We start from the raw sequence: 19762 nt of genomic DNA on the forward strand, positions 1-19762 counted from the left end.
CGTACTTCGGCTATTTCCTCATGGGCGAATTCTCTGCCACGATATCTGACCGCCATCTCCATTCATCATGTTGTACCATAGATGGCAACCAGAACGCAAGTAGTTTTTTCGTGTCACCACGCCTCACTGAAGGGTTACGTTTTCTAATTCCTTTTCCGTTAATCCCATCTGTCGTCCTATTGTCATAGCATATTCTGTTACCCTCTCAGAGTGCCCCTTTGTCCATGGTGACTTTGCCTCTATTGCCCCTGCAAGAGAGATAGTGGTACCGATAAGGAGCTCCTGAAGGTCTTCTACAAGTCTGGCGTTATCCAATGCTACTGAGATCTGACTTGCAATCATTTCAATGGTGTTAAGTTGCGAAGTAGTAAAGCCTGCTATTCTGTGTGACAAAATATTCAGTACACCTGCAACCTCGTTTCCGGAAAATAAAGGAATCCTTATATCTGAACGAACCCCCATCTTATAAAGTTTACTGTCAAATGGGACAATATCTTCAGCTTTAAGCTCAGTCCTGACAACTATTCTGGGCGGCTTTAAAAATTCAGAGTAATTGATATCATCAAATGATGTTATCTCTCCTTTTGGTAATTCTATTCCCCATCCTGCAGCGTATCTGAAACCATTTGCCTCATTATCCATTAACAGTATTATTATTCCGTTACATGGGATGAGGTTGCCTAACATATAGGATACTTTCTCAAGAATCTCGTTTCTGTTTATGAGTGCAAGTATACCCCTGTCTATCTCATGCATTACCTCAATAGTCTCCACCTTGTAGGAGAGCTCCATAGTCTTTTCCATAGAATCCCTGTACAGATACGCATTATTAAGGGCAAGACTAATCTGATAACCCATCCCCTCCATGATGTGCCTGTCTTTGAAAGTAAAGGACCTTGGAGAATAATAACAATTTATTATGAAACCCACCACCTTATTCCTGACCAGAAAAGGAATAATGGACATCGCATTTAAGGGTAGTGAACTAATAACACCCTGATGTAACAATGGGTCATCTCCATTCTCTATAAATATTAATGATTTTGTCCGTAATACCTCTCCGAGAGGAGGAAAATTATCCGGATTCATGCTTAAGACATGCTCAGCTCCGGTTGCAGATACCTGTACATATATCTCCCGATCCTTATTCCAGAGAAAGGTCATAATAATATCAGGGTTAAACATCTTACTGCTTATTACTGCCACATTTTTCAATAAAAAAGCAGGGTCCATAACATCCATCACTTCCCGTGAAATAGCAAGGATATCCTTGCTTATCTCAGCCTCTTCCCTTGCCTTCTCTATAGCCACATGGAGATCTCTGTTTCTTTGAAGCATTTTTTCATTAAGGGTTCTCAACTCCTTTTCAACCCTTTTAAGCATGGTTATATCTTTCACCACATGGATTATATTTCTTACCTTATTGTCATCATCAAAAAGCGGGTATACTGAAATATCATAAGTTGTACCGGTTCTTGGGTCGGCCCATTCAAGATGAGTATTCTCTCCGGTCTGAAATGACTTCGCCTGGGGACATTCATCAATAGGGCCTACTGTACCGTGAAATAATTCATAGCAGTGTCTCCCGATAAGCTCTTTGGGTGAGATATTAAACTTGCGGGCGCACGCCTTATTGGCCCGTATGATCCTGAACTTATTATCATGTATAGAGATTAAATCAGAGACTGCATCAAAGGTGCTCTCCCACTCCTTTTTTGCACGCTCGATATTAGCTATTGTCCCCTTTGTCATTTTCATAAACTATTGACCTCTTCCGGGTTGGCAGGTTATTTTATTTCTGAGATGAGGTATTTGCTGAGTTTTTCCATGCGATGTTTATGTTTGTTATAGAAGGGGAGAAGCATCTGATATTCTCTTACCTTTGCTGTATCCTTAATTTCAATGATATTAATATCAATGGGGAGTCTTTTTTTGACATTATGGTAGGCACCAATAAAAAGGATCCCTGTCTCATCCTGATTCAGGGTTTCAGCTATTCTTCGTGAAATGAATATATCTCTCTTCTTTAAGAGCCTGTTTTTGGTCAACTTGTATACTATAAGCAATAATAATTTCCCGGGTACAGTCTTCGCCCTGGTTATCTTTATCAGCCTGTCACGCTCTTCCGAGACAAGGGCAAGCTCCTCTGTCCTGACCAATATGGCCCCTTTTTGAAGAAGCCTTGAAACTATCTCATAATTTTTACTTCCTGATTTTACCCCTTCCTCTACTATCTTTTGTCCCATTTCTCCATCTGCCAACATTCCATCCTGATAAATCTTAAAACCGGATACCTCTATAGATTCAAAGTAATTTATTATCGTATCCCAAAAATCATTTACTACCCCTTCATGTCTTCTCCATGGTTCTTCTCCCAGGTCTTTTGTCCCTCTTTCGGCAATATCCTTAGCCAGAGAGCCAAGGTCCGCTCTCGTGTGTATAACAGGAACATAAAGAAGGGTTCTCATGTCTCAATATTCTTTTTCTCAGGATAGACAAGGGATGTATCATGCTGCCACCAGTTTATCCCCATCTCCTTCGCCTTATCTACTGAGGCGACCAGGAGTCTTATTTTAATATTAATAAGGTCTATATCAGCAATCTGAATCTTTATATCACCTGCTATCACGATCCCTTTGTCCAATACACGTTCCAGGATATCAGCAAGATTAGTAGCTTCCGTGGCATGAGCCATCTTTTGCACAGACATAGTGTCTCCTTATAGCAGGTTTCCCAATGGACCTAAATTAATATTGAGTTCTTCATCCTTAAGCCCGAACAACTCTTTTAGTTCCAGAATCTTATTCTCCAATTTCATAAGGGTTTCTCCAATTTTCTCAATCTCTTCTTCAGATAAGGAACCATTCTCTATCCTTCTCATAGCCTGCTTCTCCATAAGTTTTCTTATTAATTCCACTATAGTGAGGACTAACTTTGCCAAACCATTCTCTATATTTTCAGGATTGATGTTAATCTTGTCGGAGTATGCCTCCTGAATTTTCTCAATCTCTTCTATGAATGCGTCAGGTGTATCTGTCTCTATTAATCTGTCCATCCGAAAATCCCCTCCGGCGGGGTAAGAAAACCCCGCCTATCCATTTCTACGAGGATAGGCGGGACTTTCTTGTCCCGCTGATTTTCATGGCCCTTTGTGAACCCTGGTTCATGTGGGTTCATCCGAAAATCCCTCCGGCGGGGTAAGAAAACCCCGCCTATCCATATCAACGAGGATAGACGGGACATTCTTGTCCCGCTGATTTTCATTTCCCTTTGTGAGCCGAAGGTTCATGGGAATTCATCCGAAAATAACCCCCCCATGCCCCCCCTTAACAAGGGGGGGCTGGGGGGGTGATTTTCATCCCCCTTTGTGAGCGCCCCGCTCATGACGGTTCATCATAAGTTAATATTAACAAAATTATAGGGAGGCCAGGGTCCGCTGAGTAAGTACTTGAAGTCACCTGGGGCACTCTTTAAGTGCCCGAAGGCCTTTTTGAAATCCCCTTGTTTCTCGTTTTCAACAAGATAGAAGGCATTTAAAAGTAAGTCCTTGCTCTTAAGTTTTTCTATCTTCTTTTCAGCAGCAAATCTATTAAAAAAATTGTCCACAATAGAGATGCATATATCCGCTTTCTCCCCATACTCCTTGTCTATTTTATACTTCTCAAACTTCTCCTCAATAAACCGCTTTTCAGGTAAATCATATCCCCCATGCAGATTATATTCTCTTTTGCAAAGGTCTCTTTCTATCTGCTCTTTTATCTTGTCACCTGACCAGATGACCTTTATTCCAAACTCTGCCTTATTGTTAAGTCTGTTTAAATTTTCCCTGACATCAATGTAACAGCCTCTAATCAGAGAAAGAACATCTTCTTCTTTATTAAAGAGGGTGCGAAATCTGAAAGGCAAAACAGTAAATTTCTTCATCAGTCTTTCCATGACATATTCATGCACTAAGACATGGGTCTTTGTTATATCTTTAATAATACCTTTAAAATTACTAGCCACTATACCTATATCCATAAAAGAGATGTTATAGATACGCTCTCCCTCTAATCCCCTGATGGGCTCATCTATACTGATATTTGAATCTATTATTCCGTATATATATAATATCATTGTTGTAATTGAGTTGTTTCCTGTGTCAATGCTTCAGCCGGCGACTCTCTCATAGCTTCCATAGTTTCTACAGAACTAAGCAGAACCTTTACACCTAAATATATAAGGTCAATATCAGCAACGGATATAACCATGTCCCCGCTAATGACTATCCCTTTGTTCAATGCCCTGTCCAAAACCTCAACGAGTGTAATCCTCTTTCCCCTTTGAATGCATGAGTAATCAGCCTTTTCGTCAAACAGCCTGATATTTTTTTCCACGTTGCACCCTTTCTAACCGGAGATTACAAAAATTATATGGCGGCCATGGGCCGGTGCAGTCAAATGAAAATCCACATCTTCCGTACTGTGTCCTCATGGCATCCACCATATTAATAAAAGTCTCCATCCCTTTTTTATTGACTAAACAGGCAGCATTCAGGATCATTTCATCATCCTTACATGTTATTTCTTTTGGTAATAATCTCAACAATCTATTGATGCACACATGGATGCCGGCTTTCTTCAGCATGTCAAGGAAATCCTGAGCATACACAAAGGTCATGTCATTTAATATCTCTTCTCTTCTCTTCTTTAAAAAGAATGCCTTTCCCGGCGGAGAAGAGCTGATCTCCTTATCCATATCCAGAATCTTTTCATCTTCCCTGCTGAGAAAATTATTTAAGCACGCCATGTCACAATAAATCTTGATTCCCCATTCCTCCTTACCTTCAAAATACCTCAGGTTGTCTCTAAGTTCCTCTGCAAGTTCGCTGATTTCCGCTATCATGCGGTTCTCAGTATTAAAAACTGTTGCGAATTTAAAGGGAACGACACAGTTATTTTTCATAACACCTTCTATTATATTTTCATGTAACCTAACCTTCGTATCAAGCCACTCCATGTCAGTCAGGTTTTTTTTGATATCCTCTTCATTAAATTCATCTTCCGGTACCTTGCTTACCACAGCATAAAGCCCCTCGTGATAAATAAAATAGACCCCCTTCATATTTCTTTTTAATTGAGGCATGTTATTTGTAACACAGTACAGATAAATAAGTTCTTTGTCTGCCATTTGTTAATGCCCTGAAGTATCTATGCGTTCATAAGACAAAACTTCTAATTCATGATTCAGTTTCACCTCGTAGATATTACGGTCCTGCACCCTTGTATGCAGCCCGAGGGCTTTTATGAAAGAACTATCCTCATAGACCTCTGCCTCGGCCTCCCAGCCATCGGGAGTTCTCATTTCTTTGATCATCTTCACCTCATTTGCATTGAGTGTCTTCTTTAAAAAATCTGTTATAACATCTCTGGCCTTTTCTATTTCAGCCATTTTCATCCTCCTCTTTGTTTTCCCTTGCATCTCTTACTGCATTCAAGTGTGCCAAAAGTTCTCCCTCCTGCCTGTCATACTCCTCTTCGCTGATCTCATCTAATTCAAATCGTAACCGCACAGCCATAAGCCTTTCCTGGATAATTTTTTCATCGGATAGTTCCATATCAGCTATCTCATGTATCTTTTTAAAAACACCCCAAAGACCCTTGAAAGGTAAAAATAACAGGTCATCAATCAAAAGCATCTGTTATGTCTCCCATACTATGTATTGATACTGATATTAGCAAAGTTATACGGAGGGAATGGCCCTGCATATAAAAATTTTATCCTGTCTTTATATTCCTCACTCAGCGCATCAATCTGCTTATCAAACTCCGACTCTCTACCTCTATCCACTAAGAAGGCTGAGTTTACAAACATCGCATCACCAATCGTGTTGTTAAGCTTATAATACCATGCCATCTTTTTTAATACTGCTGCAATCTTTTCCGCATCTTCTCCTTTTTTCCTTTTCAGATAACCCTCCACTAACTCGCCTACCGACATTTTTGTCCGCATGTCACATATACCTTTATTGAGACGTATCTTCTCTTTTAATCCCTTAATCTCAGCATTTTCTTCTGTGATCTCATTGTAGATAGCGGTAATGTTCTTCCACAGGCATTTGACACTCAATTCGATCTTGTTATCTACATTATTAAGAAGGCCTTTAAACTCATCATACCTTCTCTCTAAAATTTTTAATATGTCCTCAACATCCGATGCAATAGTACAAAATCTTACAGGCAGCACCGTAAATTCCTCCATCACCCCTTCAACAACCATTTCATGTGCGAGGGTATTCTCGCGATTTACCACAAGCCTGATAACAGGATGACTGCTGACAACCATAGCTATGTCCTTAAAGTTGATGGTGGTCACCTCATCATTCCTGTCCCCGACACCGGTTTGCCCGAAATTCCGTTCCTCTTTTGTTCCGATTATGCAATAGATATATTTACCTTCCGGCCGCATAATGATTTTTCTCCTTTATAATAATTGCATCCTTAAAAGAATCTATCTTAAAAGAACTGTCATCGTTACAACATTCTGCAAGTGTCTTATAAGCGCTTACTACATCATTAAATTGGATATGTGTATCTTGTATTTCCATTTTTTTATCCGGATGGTTTAAAAAAGCCTTTCTCCTGTAAGCCTTCTTTATATCCTCTTTGGTAACTATGTCACTTAAATTTAATTTCTCTTTTGCTGAGGCTATATCAGCATACCTTATACGCTTTGTTACTAACGTATTAAAACTGTATGGCGGGAGGGGGCCGACACATCTGAAATTTATTTTACCGGAAAATTCATTGTCCAGCCCTTCTACTCTTTCCCAGAAATCATTCAGTCTCGATTTTTCTATAAGAAAGGCTATGTTGAGTATCATGTTGTCATCCATAAGTTCATGAATTCTGTAATCCTTACTGACCCTGACTAAAGAGGGCGCTATCTTAGATGCACACAGCTCTCTTCTCTTGTCTAAATATTTCCTGATTAACACACCTGTCCTTATCTGGTCCTCAACGCTTACACCGCCTTCTTTATTAAGAAGTTCCTCCTTGAATACTCTTATTTCTTTTTCATTAGCAGCTTCTTTCAAGACTGTTCCAATATTGGCCCAGGAAGCCACAACATCAATCTCTGTCTTGCCATACGTCTTTCCAATGATCTGCTTAATCATCCGGTATCCTTTGGCAAGTATACTCCGTACCTCGTCCTCATCCATAGCATAAGTGCCCAATTGCATTGGGATAATGTTAGACTCTTCCCCGATATTCCCGATATTCATAACATTTTCGATTACCAATTGATGCCTGAGCAGATATTCTGCTACTTTCTCCTTGATGAGGCTGTTATAATCAACTATCTCAGAATCACTTACAACAGCAGATATATCTTCATATGTAATTGTATACACATCCTCTCCTGACATAACCTTACAATCCGGAAAAATTATTTCTTTATCAGAATTTATAATGCCATATATATATATGCCGGAAATACCCATATTATTTTATACCTCCTATCTTATTGCCTTGTTCTGATACCAGTTTTAATGCCTCTTCAAAATGTTTCTGTGAGATTCTGAACTCCGCATCTGAAAGTTTTTTATTTACATACTCTTTTATTGCAAGCATAGATGCCTTCCTGCATATAAATTCAATATCAGACCCTACCATCTTCTCAGTACTTTTCGCTAATTTATTTATATCAACGTCCTGATGCAGCGGCTTGTTCTTAGTATGTATCTTAAAAATCTCAAGCCGTGTACCTTCGTTAGGCACAGGTACTTCAAATAAGAGATCAAACCTTCCGCTCCTTAAAAGTGCAGCATCAATAATATCCAATCTGTTGGTAGCGGCCAGTACCACCACCCCCTTCAGCTCTTCAATACCATCCATCTCAGTCAGGAACTGGCTTATCACACGTTCTGTTACATGAGAATCCGTATCCGACCCTCTCTTAGGAACTATTGCATCAATCTCATCAAAAAATAATATAGTAGGCGATGCCTGCTTAGCGATTTTGAATACCTCACGAATAGCCCTCTCGCTCTCTCCTATAAACTTTGAAATAAGCCCTGGCCCCTTTACCGAAATAAAATTAACACCGGTCTGACTTGCCGCTGCCTTTGCCAATAAGGTCTTACCGGTTCCCGGCAGACCGTAAAGCAAAATCCCTTTGGGAGGATGTGTGTCAGCTTTCCTGAATATTTCAGGATATTTTAACGGCCACTCTATAGCCTCCTTCAATTCCTCTTTTATATGTCCAAGACCGCCGATATTTTCCCACTTCACATCAGGTACCTCTACAAAGAATTCTCTTATTGCTGAAGGCTCAATCTCTTTCATCGCTTCCAGAAAATCATCCATGGATACTTCTAATTTAAGCAGGGTCTCATACGGTATATCTGCCATCTCAAAGTCAATATCAGGTATTAACTTTCGGAGAACAGACATGGCCGCCTCTCTCGCCAGTGCCTCCAAATCTGCCCCGACAAACCCATGTGTAATCCCGGCTAATCTGTCCAGGCTTACATCCGCAGACAGGGGCATTCCTCTTGTGTGGATCTGTATTATCTCTAACCTTCCCTTCCTGTCAGGGACAGGCATAGTAATCTCCCTGTCGAATCTACCAGGCCTTCTCAAGGCCGGGTCTAATGTATTAGGAAGATTAGTCGCCCCTAAAATTATAACCTGCCCTCTTGACTCCAGGCCATCGAGCAGAGATAAAAGCTGTGCCACAACGCGCCTCTCAACCTGTTTTTCACCACCCATCTCTTCACGTTTGGGTGCAATAGCATCAATCTCATCAATAAAGATGATTGCAGGCACATTGCTCTGTGCATCTTCAAAGACCTTTCTCAGCCGTGCCTCGGACTCACCATAAAATTTCCCCATGACCTCAGGCCCGCTGATACTCGTAAAATATGCATCAGTTTCATTGGCCACAGCACGGGCTATTAATGTCTTTCCTGTACCGGGAGGCCCATATAATAAGACACCTTTGGGCGCCTCTATACCAAGCCTTTCAAAGATTTCAGGGTACTTCAAAGGCAGTTCTATCATCTCCCTGATCCTCTGAATCTGAGAACCAAGCCCGCCTATGTCTTCATAAGAAATCTTTATAGCGCCGCCTTCTTTAGCTTCCTTTGCTTTTGCCGCTATCAAAGTAGTTTTGTTTACTAATACCTTCCCGTCAGGCATTGTATTCTCTACTTTAAAATCAAGGTTTCTGGCCCCAAACAGTGTTGCCCTTACCTTATCACCCGTAGTTAGAGGAATCCCTTCTAATAGTGAACCTATATATCTGGCATCTTTCTCGCTTTGAAACAATCTTGTAACGGTCAAAGGAGAAAGAACAATCTTCCTTGCAGGTTTTACTACTGTCTTCCGGATATTCACCTTTTCATCAATACCGACTTTTGAATTCTCTCTTGTGATGCCGTCTATCTGGATGATCTTCTTACCTCTGTCTTCAGAAAAACAAGGCATAACTTTTACAGCGGTCTTTCTCCCACCTTCAATCTCTATGATTTCTCCCGCTTCAATACCCAGTGCAAGCATATCTTCCGGGTCTATCCTGGCAACAACCCTCCCCACATCCTTTGATAAGGCTTCCTGAACCTTTAATATCATTGTCATATCGCTTTCACCTGAAAATAACCCCATCCCCACCCTGACCCTCCCCTTGAAGGGGAGGGAATTAACTTAGCACCCTCTCCCTGAGGGAGAGGGAATATTCTCTATGTACCCTCTCCCCTGGGGGAGAGGGTCCGGGTGAGGGGGTCTTATTTTCATCATCCTTTATTTCTTAATTCTTATCTCTAAGATACCGTTTTTGTAACCCGATGTGAGTGTTTCAGCCTTTACTTTTGCAGGAAGTAAGACCTCTTTGCGGTATTTTCTATCCACGCTCCATGCAGAAATATCAAGAATACCATCCTTCAGATCAAGGTTTATATCCCCCTCATTTATACCCGGCATTTCTGCCATAATAACAATCTCTTCACTTTCATCAAACAGGTCAATAATAGGTTCTCTCACCTCCTCAACTTTGGACCCTTCTGATGTCTTTTTGATATTACCGAATGATTCGACTACCGGTTCTCCCCCAACCGCAGTTTTTATAGAGATACCGAATATACCCTTCATCCCTTTTTTAATATGCTCCAGATCAATCTCACCTTCTTTTTTTACTTCACCGCCGGCCTCTTTCAGATCAGCAGCAAGGTCCATAATCTTTTCTACGCCTTTAAATAACCCTCCCAGGCTGAATTTGACAACACCAAGATCAATATCCAAACCTTCTTCTTTTCCTCTCTTCTTTTCTTTAGTCATCTCTCCATCCCCTTCTTCAATAACCTAAAGACATCCTTTTCCACTTCCTTTTAACTCCTCCCTTATTCTCTTTTCCCACGCTCGTCTTTACAGTAACCGCACTATTTTGAAGCCCTTTTATACCCTTGTTTATCTCATCTATACGCATCTTAATTACTTTATTTCTCAAATTAAGTCTCTCATCTTCTTTAAACAGCCTCTCTTTTTCTTTATTGAGTATATACAGATCTAAATATGGTGAAGCCTGAACCTTTCCAACAGAACGCCTCTTCGTATTCTGCATAGTCTTAATTACATTAAGCCCTTTTATCACGTTCGTATTTTTCATAGCTATTTATTCCTTAACTATACTTTTCAACAAGACCCTTAACTACCTCTTTTACCCTGTTTTGATTCACCTTTGAACCACCCCTGCTTGTTTCAGATGCCAGGACATCCTGGCATATCCGGATAAATGTCCCGTTTAACATTGAAGGGGTAAGGTTCAGTACCTTTACTGTCCTGGCAATCATAATGCAGCCACGGACAGTCGGGGCAAATTCACATATCTCTGACTCCCTCAATCCTCTGACAATATTTACTATCCTCTCAGCATCTTTTTTAGTAAGATTGGATTTGGCCCTGGTTATTGCAACCTCTGTCTCGCGGTCAAAACAGTCTACATCTATTGTTATCAGCCTATCTCTGAGGGCATCCTGGCTTTTATGAACACCGGCATATTCTTCGGGATTCGATGTAAAGATAGCGGTGAAATTAGGGTCTACCTTTAAATACGGCTCACCACCATCCCTTCCCACCGGCAAATCCATCATCCTCTCGCTCAATATAGAGAGCAGTATATTATTTGCCTCAGGCCTTGACCTGGTAAACTCGTCATATATCAGGGTAAATCCATACTTGCATGCAATGGTAAGTCGGTTATCAACCCAGCGTTTAACCATGTCTTCCTCTGTCTTTAAGACCCTTGAAATAAAACGGTCTACAACCTTTCTAACCCTGTAACCATGCTCCCCTCCAACCAAATCAGACGTAGTGAACTCTTCATCTCCATGTATCATAACAACAGGTCTTTTAATCTTACCTGCTATGTGCATGGCCAGTGTAGTCTTGCCGGTCCCTGACCCGCCTCTCAGATGAACAGATAAGCCGGCACTAATATAGGCCATAGTACGTTTAGTAATATCTTTAATGTATCTTGTTTCAACAAAATCCGATAAAGGAGTCGGTTCTAATACTGTAGGCATTTCATCAATCATTTTGAATCTACCTCTTTTATAATTACTGCCGGTTTTGAGTGTCTGTTTTCAATGCTGTTATACTCTTGTTTCTTTAGCCCTGCTTCTGGAACTATTGGAATTTCTTTTCCTGCACATAGTTCCTGAGAGGTTATTCCATGATGCAGCCATTTTCTCCAATTCAGCAGCAATCTTTTTCCTCTCGGTACTAAATCCCTGCAGAAGGAGATGAACTTCCTTATCCCTCTCAGCCTGACTTGCTTTTACATTGCTCATCAATGTATTGAAATCTCTAATCCTTTCTTTCTCAAATGCCTTGAGTGTCTTATGAAGATTACCGGTCAACTCTACCAACTCCCTTATCCTCATATCATAAGATGTTTGAATTTCGTCACTAAGCTTATCCATATTAGCAGCTATTTCCATGACTCCCTACCTCCCTTCAATTTTTTGTCTTCACTCCCTGGTTTATCGTTAAACGTTCAACGGCCTTTACTTAACTCATCAAGCATGGTGCGGACTTCTATTCTTCTTTCCTGATTACCTGCTATCCTCTTTTCCTGCTGCAACCTGAATTCTTTAAGCAGTGTTTTAAGGTCATTTATCCGGACATCTCTTCCTTTTGCCAGAAGGTCTTTGAGTCCTTTGACCATTTCCCCCTGCTCTCTCTGAAACTCTTTCAATATTGAGATGACTTCTGTCCTTCTTTCGTCCTGTCTGGTAAGTATCTTTTTCATCATCTCCTGAAATTCTGCAATCCTCCCCGCTTCACCTGTGGAAAGGGCTTTTTTAAGTTCAGTGAACTTATCCTTCATAGTACGAATCATTTCCTGCTGGTCCTGAAGGTAATTCCTCAACATACTCCTTACTTCCAATTCTCTCTCATCCTGTGCAGAAAGAATCCCCTGCATCATCCTGTCAAAATCCTTTTTTCTCAGAGACTCAAATCTGGATAATCTTTCTCTTAATTCAGAATTAACTATTCCTATTTCAGATTTTGCATCTAACAACACGGATGTGATACTTTCGAGCCTGTCCTCGTAAGAAGAAACTATGCTGTCAAATATAGGTTGTATCTCTACACCCAATCCCAAGATTTCCAATTTTAAATCCTCTCTTCTTTTATCTTTTGTGTTTGCAGAAGTGGAGGAGTCTCCTGGCTAATGTCACACTTTTCCGGCCAATCAGGACTTCAGGATGACACGGCAAGAGTCCCTCCTGCATATTTAGAAATCACTATGCAGCAGCCGCTGATGCAGTTAAACCTATAGCTTCAGCGTACTTCAGGTAGGTCTCGACCGATGCCACGACTACTCTTGCCTCGATAGCGAGCAACTCAATACCTACTAAAGAGATTCGTACCCATGCATCAATCACAACCCCCTTGTCCAGTATACGGTCAATTACCTCAACCAGACTGGATGATCCTATTGTTTTTTCAACAGCCATGTCTATCACCCCCTTTCTTCCCTGAAATTATTCTCCCTGATGTACTGACAGGAGAGATTAGAGAACATTTCCTATTGAATCCAAGTGAGCCTCCGGTTCACAAAGGGCCATGAAAACCCCACCCTCACCCGGACCCTCTCCCTGAGGGAGAGGGTGCTTAGTTTATTCCCTCCCCTTCAAGGGGAGGGTTAGGGTGGGGATGGGGTTTATTTTCGGATGACCCCGCTATGTTATTGTCTCTCGCCCACTTATCTTACGTATAAGTGAAATTGCAGATTCTGTCTTACCTTCCTCCTCATATCTGCCGGCTAATAAAAATAGCGCCAGTCTTGAAGCAACAGCTTCAAAGGTTTCAGGATATTTATCAAGCAGCTTCATATAAATATCTATCGCATAACTAACCACACCGGCCTTTTCAAATTCATTTGCCATACTCAATAACTTAAAGGGACTGGAGGAATAGATAATATCATTCTGCTCATTCTCTCCATTAATATCTTCCTTCATGAGCATATTAAACCTCCTTTCTTAACATATAAATCTACTATGGGGAATAAATAGAAAAGGTTCTGCAGGTCCTCTTAGTTACTACTACATAGCAAATTAAATGCCACCAGCATATCCTGCCGGCTGCACTTCTATATAACTGTTTATTTACAAAGAGTTGCAGACTAATTTGAGGTTATTTTATACATGCCGGATATGTTGCAAAGTGGGATTTAAAATTATAAACAGGGAGGACATTCCCGATTTTCGGGAGATAGTTCACTGAGCAAATCCGTATTTCCTTAATTTGGAACGGAGCGTCTTTGGATCAACCTTTAATAGTGTGGCTAAATGTGTTTTATTGATGAACGGATGGTCTTTCATCACCTGAATAATTGCCTGACGTTCAGAGTCTTCAGTAACAGTTTTCCTGATGATTTTTATATCCACGGATTCATAATAAGCAGGGTATTTTTGTAAACCATCAGGAGCTGGATGTTCCGGAGTTAACAAATGGGTGTTAATAGCGGTAGATGCAGCTATCTTATCCGGCAGATGACATGGATTGATGTAATCGTCGGATAGAAGAAAAGAGCTTTTAATTACATTTTCCAGTTCACGGATGTTTCCCGGCCAGTGATATTTTTCAAGAAGGCCCATAGTCTCATCCGTAATACCCACAGATTTATGCTCTTCTCTGCTGCATTGTGCCAGAAAATAATTTATCAGCCTACGGATATCGCCATGCCTTTCTCTCAAAGGCGGCAATTTGACAGTTGCCTCACTTATCCGGTAGTAAAGGTCACTGCGAAAATTTCCTTTATGGGATTCCTCTTCCAGATCAATGTTCGTAGCTGCTATAATCCTGATATTAAGGGGTATAGGGCAATACCTCCTTGAGCCTAGATGGATAACCTTGTGTTCCTGGATAACCCTCAACAGCTTGGCCTGGGCAGAAAGAGGAATATTTTCAATTTCATCTAAAAAAAGTGTCCCCATATTGGCGGACTCAAATAATCCTTCCTTTCTGCTGATTGCCCCTGTAAATGCGCCTTTTTCATAACCAAACATCTCGCTTTCAAAAAGAGGAGCCGGCAAGGCAGAACAATCTACAGGCACAAACGGCCCTTTTTTGCGGCTGCTCATGCCATGAATAACCCTTGCAAAAAGTTCCTTACCGGTTCCTGTCTCTCCATGCAAGAGAACCCTTACATCAGAAGGTGCAAACCGCTTGACGAGGTCCCATGTGTGTTTGATTGCCGGACTTTCTCCAACAATACCTTTTATCTGCGGTTGTGATAACTCTTTTTCATAATCTAACGAAGCAGCTAATCGTCGTACATTCTCAAGAAGCTTCAGGCTGTCAAATGGCTTAATAAGGAAATCAATAGCACCCTCTTTAAATACCTCTACACTATCACTTACCTTACCATACGCACTCATGATTATAACTTTAATTGCGGAATCAATCTTTTTTAACTCTCTTAAAACTTCTAAGCCGCCGGCCCCTGACATCTTCAATTCAACCACGGCAAGAAAAGGGTGATTCCGCTTTGTTATCTCAATCCCTTCTCTTACAGAGGTTGTAGTAGCTACATAAAAATAATCACGGAAGAGCATAGATAATGACCTGTTTATGCTGTCATCACTGTCTACAATAATGATGTATGGTAGATCTCTATTCATAATAAACCCTCCTGATTAAAAATCATTGGGATGGCTGATAGAAGTGAGCGGTATTTAGTCCAACTATAGATATGATAAATCCTGTATTTCAGCGTATAAGGTTATATCACGTTAAACATGTAGTGTCAATAATTCCCGGCTTTAGTTTTTTTACTTCTTTTTTTCTTCAACTAATGACTTTTTAAAACGTATTTGCTAAACTCTTCATCGTTCGATTTAGTGATCCTTTAATAACAATGGAGGAGCAGATATGAAATTAGAAAAAGATATTGCAAAGGCAGGGTTTTATCAATATTATCCGGTTGTCCCTGCTGTAGTTGTCATTAAATCCGGCGATGCATTGGATGCAATGGCATGTGCATGGCATGTTGCACTATCCTTTGACCCGCCCCTTTTTGGAGTGGCCATATCTCCGAAAAGGTATTCATACAAACTGCTTAAGAAGAGTGGTGAATTTACTGCAAACTTTCTTACGTTTGACAACATCGGGATAATAGCAGCCGTTGGAAGGACATCAGGTAAGGATACTGATAAATTCTCTGAATACAAGATAAATACACTGCCATCATCAGTCATAGAAACACCTCTGCTTAAAGCTGCGTATGCTGCTTATGAATGTAAAGTTGTTAAAAGCTATAAGACAGGCGACCATGTCCTATTCATAGGAGAAATCCTCGCAATTCATCAGACAGGAAAGGCATTTGATAAAAAGAACAGGATACCTGATTTGAAGAGCGTAACACCCGCATTATATCTCGGTGTTGATCATTATATTGCGATAAAGTCATTTGGAGAGGTTAAGGTGGGGAAGGAAGAGGTAATGGCAGGGGGGAGCAGAGGCAAGAAGAGGTAAGAAGTAAAATGTTAATGGAAACACCACCCTCACCCGGACACTCTCCCTGAGGGAGAGGATGCTTAGTTCATTCCCTCCCCTTCAAGGGGAGGGTTAGGGTGGGGATGGGGTTATTTTAGGGGGTTATTTTAGGATGAACTCCCATGAATCGAGGGTTCACAAAGGGCTATGAAAATCAGCGGGACAAGAAAGTCCCGCCTATCCTCGTAGATAGGGATAGGCGGGGTTTTCTTACCCCGCCGGAAGAGATTTTAGGATGAAAGCTATGTCAAAATGGATTAAAAAAGCATCTCTAAATACTCCCCGTTCTCATACAGCAACCGCTGCGTATAATGGAAAGATATACGTGTTCGGCGGCGGCGGGGCTGATTTTAAGAGCCTGAACAGCACTGAGATATATGACCCTGTTACAGATACATGGCATCAGGGAAAAGAAATGCCTACTGTCAGATCAGGGGCAGTAGCCGCTGTTGTTAATGACAGGATACATGTACTTGGTGGTGGATTTAAACATCCAAATGGTCAGTTCGAATTCTTCAGGACTGTAGAAATATACAACCCGGCAACTGATTCATGGGAAAAAGGGGTTGATATGCTTATGCCGCATGACTATCCTGCCTCTGTAGTATTAAACGGACATGTCTACGTTTTAGGCGGCCACCATCCTGATGCAACAACAGGGGGGCCTATGACAGACCCTGGTTTTTCATTTTGTGAGGTATTCGAGCCTGAGAAGAATGCATGGAAAAAAATAGCATCAATGCCTACTCCACGTTTTGCATTTGCTGCTGTTGTTATTAATAACAAAATTCTTGCAATCGGAGGGGCAGGCTATAGATATAATGGATTCAAAAATTACGATGTTGTGGAGATTTATGACCCTGCAAAAAATATATGGGCTAATGCCGGTTTCAATACGCCTTGGCCCGCAGCCGGATTAGGGGCTTTTGTATTAGAAGAAAATCCCCCCCCTTTGTTTAAGGGGGGGCTTGGGGGGGTGTGCATAGCCGGCGGAAAAAGCGATAACACAGTTGAAGACAGGTTCGTTTATTTTGACCTACTTACTAATCAATGGATGGAACTCCCAACACTCACCACCGGCAGGATTGTAATGGGAACTGCTCAAATAGGTAATACGCTTTATTTAATTGGCGGACGTGGCCCTGATGGTAAATCCCCAATCGCAACGGTTGAGGCATTTGAGATTTAGCTGCTGATAAATATATCCTTTTTCAGCCCGCTCAACTCCGGCTTACTATCAAATCCTTTATATTGAATCAGTACCTTGAATACGCTTCCCATTCCACCGGGCATTATGAGGTTTTTGATCATCAGTCTCTGTTCTAATGCTGATGTTTGTATAGCCCCACCTAAGCCAAGTCCGAAGAGAAAGTGTGTCTGGTCTGTCATACCTGCAGTATGCAATACATCCTCTTCGCCGGATGAAATAAGAGTTGTAAAGTCAACGTGTGCAGTAATATCCTGCTCACCAATATTTATAAACGGGTCTTCTATAACCCTATGTTTGAAATAACATAATAGTGTGCCGTCTTTTCTGTACGGTGCATATAGTTCTTCAGCAGGATAACCATAATCAACTGTAATAACAAATCCCTTATTTAAACTTTTAGCAATCCACTTCATCCAGTCTATTGCCTTCAGGTTTACCTCTGCCCGTTGCCCTTCTTCAAGGGTTATTCCCATCCGTTCAAAATATTTATTAATCTCAGAGGTAGAAGGTGTCCCCAGAATTTCTGTGAATGCCTTATCCGAGAATAACCCCCCCATACCCCCCCTTAAACTAAGGGGGGGATTTTCGTTGTCCTTTGTGAGCCCACTGCTCATGGGCGGTTCATTCTGAATTCCAACATAGACCTCATTTAATTCACCGCCGCTCATCTCAACTAAATGTACAGGAAACGCATCTACAAGTTCATTTGAGATAAAACATCCGGTTATACCGATTTCAAATATCGGGTCTGAGTAGTCAAGCCAGAGGATTTTGTTTTCAGGGAATTCCCATAGCTCACCCTCCCCCTGACCCCCTCCTGTCAAGGGAGGGGGGGCTTCCGCATTTCCTAAGAGCTTTTCCCTCTGCCGTTCCCTCATCCCCCTGCTCTCTTCTATTATTATATATCTCAGTCTGTCATAAAAATCCGAATACTTTTTTCTTGCATAATTCATTAAGTCATAACATAACGTCCCATCGCCTGCGCCCATCTCTACAATAGTAAAATCTCTCCCGCCTGATATTTCCCACATCTCCACAATCTGCTTACATAGTAATTCCCCGAATACCTTGTGGACAAGGGGAGAGGTGTAATAATCTCCCGTTTTCCCGAGCTTGATCTTTTCAGAGGAATAATATCCTGATTCAGGATGATAAAGGGCCATTTCCATAAATTCTGCAAAAGTAATCCTGCCTGAATTTAATATCCTGTTTTTTATAATGTCTGCTAAAGTATTCAATGTCTGTTTTCTCCACTTGACGCAAGTTGCCAATTTGTATAATAATAATCTAATTTTATGGAAAAAAATATAAAATTTGAAAAGGCAATGGAGAGGCTTGAGGAAATAGTCCATGCACTTGAAAAGGGTGACCTGCCGCTTGATGATTCTCTAAAGTTTTTTGAGGAAGGGATTAAATTATCTCAGGTATGTATGGCAAAACTGGATGAGGCTGAAAAGAGGGTGGATATACTTATGAAAGATAAAGGCAAGACCGTCTTAAAACCCTTTATGCCTGAGACCTCAGGTGATAGAGACAACACAATCAATGACTAATCCGGCTATTATCTCATATCTTGATGAAAAAAAAAGGATAATTGAGAATAATTTATTATTAATATTAGGCCCTCCGGAAATATACCCTGCAACCTTATACGAGTCTATGCACTACAGCCTTCTTGCAGGCGGTAAAAGGATTAGGCCGGTACTGGCTATTGCTGCATGTGAGGCTGTTAATGGTAAAGCAGAATCAGCAATTCCAATAGCAGTTGCAATAGAGATGATACACACCTATTCACTTATTCATGATGACCTGCCTTCTATGGACAATGACGATTTAAGGAGGGGGAAACCTACAAACCATAAGGTCTTTGGTGAATCAACCGCCATTCTCTCAGGAGATGCCTTGCTGACTCATGCTTTTACAGTCATTTCAGACAGACTGTTATGGCTTGATACACCGGCAGAGAGGGTATTGCGAATTATTCATGAAATTGGACTTGGCGCCGGTCCTCTTGGGATGGTCGGCGGTCAGCAGATAGATATAGAATCTGAGGGGAATAATCTGAAATTAAGTAATCTTGAAAGACTTCACAGGATGAAGACAGGGGCCTTGATTAGGGTTGCTGTCAGGGCAGGTGGGGTTGCAGGCGGCGGCACGGAGGATCAACTAACTGCATTAACAACTTATGCTGAAAAGATCGGCCTTGCATTTCAGATTGCTGATGACATCCTCGATGTAGAGGGGACCCCTGAAGAGACAGGTAAAGCCACAGGAAAGGACTCCAGACAGAACAAGAATACATACCCTGCCCTTCTGGGGCTTGAAGAATCAAAGACACTTGAGCACAAACTTATAACAGAAGCAGTTGATGCATTGAAAGGCTTTGACGAAAAGGCAGAGCCGTTAAGGGATATTGCGAGGTTTATTGTTGAAAGGAAGAAGTAAGAAGTCAGAAGCAAGAAGTTAGAAGCAAGATAAAAAGCCCCCTCACCCGGTGCCCCCCTTC

25 protein-coding genes are annotated in these 19762 nt (G+C 41.2%); 4 read left to right on the forward strand and 21 right to left on the reverse strand.

What is annotated here, in order from left to right; genetic code table 11:
• Positions 1-123: 123 nt before the first annotated feature.
• From HZA08_07445 to HZA08_07540, 20 genes are all read right to left on the reverse strand, one after another.
• Positions 124-1758, reverse strand: a complete 1635-nt coding sequence (locus HZA08_07445; GenBank protein MBI5193258.1) for a GAF domain-containing protein — start codon at positions 1756-1758, stop codon at positions 124-126.
• A gap of 29 nt (positions 1759-1787) precedes the next feature.
• Positions 1788-2468 carry a hypothetical protein gene (locus HZA08_07450; protein MBI5193259.1) on the reverse strand — a complete coding sequence of 227 codons (681 nt, stop codon included), beginning with the start codon at positions 2466-2468 and terminating at the stop codon, positions 1788-1790.
• Entirely contained in the window at positions 2465-2710 is a 246-nt protein-coding gene (locus HZA08_07455) for a gas vesicle protein (protein ID MBI5193260.1), read from the reverse strand. Before HZA08_07455 ends, HZA08_07450 begins: the two co-directional genes overlap by 4 nt.
• A 9-nt stretch (positions 2711-2719) precedes the next feature.
• The gene (locus HZA08_07460; GenBank protein ID MBI5193261.1) at positions 2720-3055 is read right to left on the reverse strand and encodes a gas vesicle protein K; all 336 of its coding nucleotides are present in this window, start codon (positions 3053-3055) and stop codon (positions 2720-2722) included.
• A gap of 338 nt (positions 3056-3393) precedes the next feature.
• Positions 3394-4116, reverse strand: coding sequence for a GvpL/GvpF family gas vesicle protein (locus tag HZA08_07465; GenBank protein MBI5193262.1), 723 nt, complete (start codon positions 4114-4116; stop codon positions 3394-3396).
• Positions 4113-4328 (reverse strand): gas vesicle protein, encoded by a 216-nt coding sequence (locus HZA08_07470; GenBank protein ID MBI5193263.1) that lies wholly within the window; start codon positions 4326-4328, stop codon positions 4113-4115. Before HZA08_07470 ends, HZA08_07465 begins: the two co-directional genes overlap by 4 nt.
• Positions 4329-4350: 22 nt before the next feature.
• Positions 4351-5169, reverse strand: coding sequence for a GvpL/GvpF family gas vesicle protein (locus HZA08_07475; protein ID MBI5193264.1), 819 nt, complete (start codon positions 5167-5169; stop codon positions 4351-4353).
• Between the two features lie 3 nt (positions 5170-5172).
• Entirely contained in the window at positions 5173-5436 is a 264-nt protein-coding gene (locus HZA08_07480; protein ID MBI5193265.1) for a hypothetical protein, read from the reverse strand.
• Positions 5423-5677, reverse strand: a complete 255-nt coding sequence (locus HZA08_07485) for a gas vesicle protein GvpG (protein MBI5193266.1) — start codon at positions 5675-5677, stop codon at positions 5423-5425. The genes HZA08_07480 and HZA08_07485 overlap by 14 nt, the downstream gene beginning before the upstream one ends.
• A 17-nt stretch (positions 5678-5694) precedes the next feature.
• The gene (locus HZA08_07490) at positions 5695-6447 is read right to left on the reverse strand and encodes a GvpL/GvpF family gas vesicle protein (GenBank protein MBI5193267.1); all 753 of its coding nucleotides are present in this window, start codon (positions 6445-6447) and stop codon (positions 5695-5697) included.
• Positions 6431-7483, reverse strand: coding sequence for a GvpL/GvpF family gas vesicle protein (locus HZA08_07495; GenBank protein MBI5193268.1), 1053 nt, complete (start codon positions 7481-7483; stop codon positions 6431-6433). The genes HZA08_07490 and HZA08_07495 overlap by 17 nt, the downstream gene beginning before the upstream one ends.
• A gap of 1 nt (position 7484) precedes the next feature.
• A complete protein-coding gene (locus HZA08_07500) occupies positions 7485-9647 on the reverse strand; it encodes a CDC48 family AAA ATPase (GenBank protein MBI5193269.1) in 2163 nt (720 codons plus the stop codon).
• A 135-nt stretch (positions 9648-9782) separates the two neighbouring features.
• Positions 9783-10316, reverse strand: a complete 534-nt coding sequence (locus HZA08_07505; protein MBI5193270.1) for an Hsp20/alpha crystallin family protein — start codon at positions 10314-10316, stop codon at positions 9783-9785.
• A gap of 16 nt (positions 10317-10332) precedes the next feature.
• Positions 10333-10644 (reverse strand): ankyrin, encoded by a 312-nt coding sequence (locus HZA08_07510; GenBank protein MBI5193271.1) that lies wholly within the window; start codon positions 10642-10644, stop codon positions 10333-10335.
• A gap of 13 nt (positions 10645-10657) precedes the next feature.
• Entirely contained in the window at positions 10658-11572 is a 915-nt protein-coding gene (gene gvpN, locus HZA08_07515; GenBank protein ID MBI5193272.1) for a gas vesicle protein GvpN, read from the reverse strand.
• A gap of 57 nt (positions 11573-11629) precedes the next feature.
• A complete protein-coding gene (locus HZA08_07520) occupies positions 11630-11977 on the reverse strand; it encodes a hypothetical protein (protein MBI5193273.1) in 348 nt (115 codons plus the stop codon).
• Between the two features lie 56 nt (positions 11978-12033).
• The gene (locus HZA08_07525) at positions 12034-12654 is read right to left on the reverse strand and encodes a hypothetical protein (protein MBI5193274.1); all 621 of its coding nucleotides are present in this window, start codon (positions 12652-12654) and stop codon (positions 12034-12036) included.
• 133 nt (positions 12655-12787) lie between these two features.
• A complete protein-coding gene (gene gvpA / locus HZA08_07530) occupies positions 12788-13000 on the reverse strand; it encodes a gas vesicle structural protein GvpA (protein MBI5193275.1) in 213 nt (70 codons plus the stop codon).
• Between the two features lie 225 nt (positions 13001-13225).
• Positions 13226-13507 (reverse strand): hypothetical protein, encoded by a 282-nt coding sequence (locus HZA08_07535; GenBank protein MBI5193276.1) that lies wholly within the window; start codon positions 13505-13507, stop codon positions 13226-13228.
• 258 nt (positions 13508-13765) lie between these two features.
• Entirely contained in the window at positions 13766-15172 is a 1407-nt protein-coding gene (locus HZA08_07540) for a sigma-54-dependent Fis family transcriptional regulator (GenBank protein ID MBI5193277.1), read from the reverse strand.
• A 250-nt stretch (positions 15173-15422) separates the two neighbouring features.
• On the opposite strand from HZA08_07540, the gene HZA08_07545 reads away from it, so the two are divergent.
• A complete protein-coding gene (locus HZA08_07545; GenBank protein ID MBI5193278.1) occupies positions 15423-16025 on the forward strand; it encodes a flavin reductase family protein in 603 nt (200 codons plus the stop codon).
• 265 nt (positions 16026-16290) lie between these two features.
• Positions 16291-17235 (forward strand): hypothetical protein, encoded by a 945-nt coding sequence (locus HZA08_07550; GenBank protein MBI5193279.1) that lies wholly within the window; start codon positions 16291-16293, stop codon positions 17233-17235.
• On the opposite strand, the gene HZA08_07555 is transcribed toward HZA08_07550, so the two are convergent.
• On the reverse strand, positions 17232-18608 hold the full coding sequence (locus HZA08_07555; GenBank protein MBI5193280.1) for an SAM-dependent methyltransferase: 1377 nt from the start codon (positions 18606-18608) through the stop codon (positions 17232-17234). The genes HZA08_07550 and HZA08_07555 overlap by 4 nt on opposite strands.
• Between HZA08_07555 and HZA08_07560 the strand changes: the two genes are divergently transcribed.
• Both HZA08_07560 and HZA08_07565 read left to right on the forward strand, forming a co-directional pair.
• Positions 18552-18809 (forward strand): exodeoxyribonuclease VII small subunit, encoded by a 258-nt coding sequence (locus HZA08_07560; GenBank protein MBI5193281.1) that lies wholly within the window; start codon positions 18552-18554, stop codon positions 18807-18809. The two genes, HZA08_07555 and HZA08_07560, sit on opposite strands and share 57 nt — an antisense overlap.
• Positions 18802-19701 (forward strand): polyprenyl synthetase family protein, encoded by a 900-nt coding sequence (locus HZA08_07565; GenBank protein ID MBI5193282.1) that lies wholly within the window; start codon positions 18802-18804, stop codon positions 19699-19701. Before HZA08_07560 ends, HZA08_07565 begins: the two co-directional genes overlap by 8 nt.
• Positions 19702-19762 lie beyond the last annotated feature (61 nt).

Source organism: Nitrospirota bacterium, from assembly GCA_016212215.1.
In the GTDB taxonomy this organism is placed as follows: Bacteria; Nitrospirota; 9FT-COMBO-42-15; order HDB-SIOI813; family HDB-SIOI813; genus JACRGV01.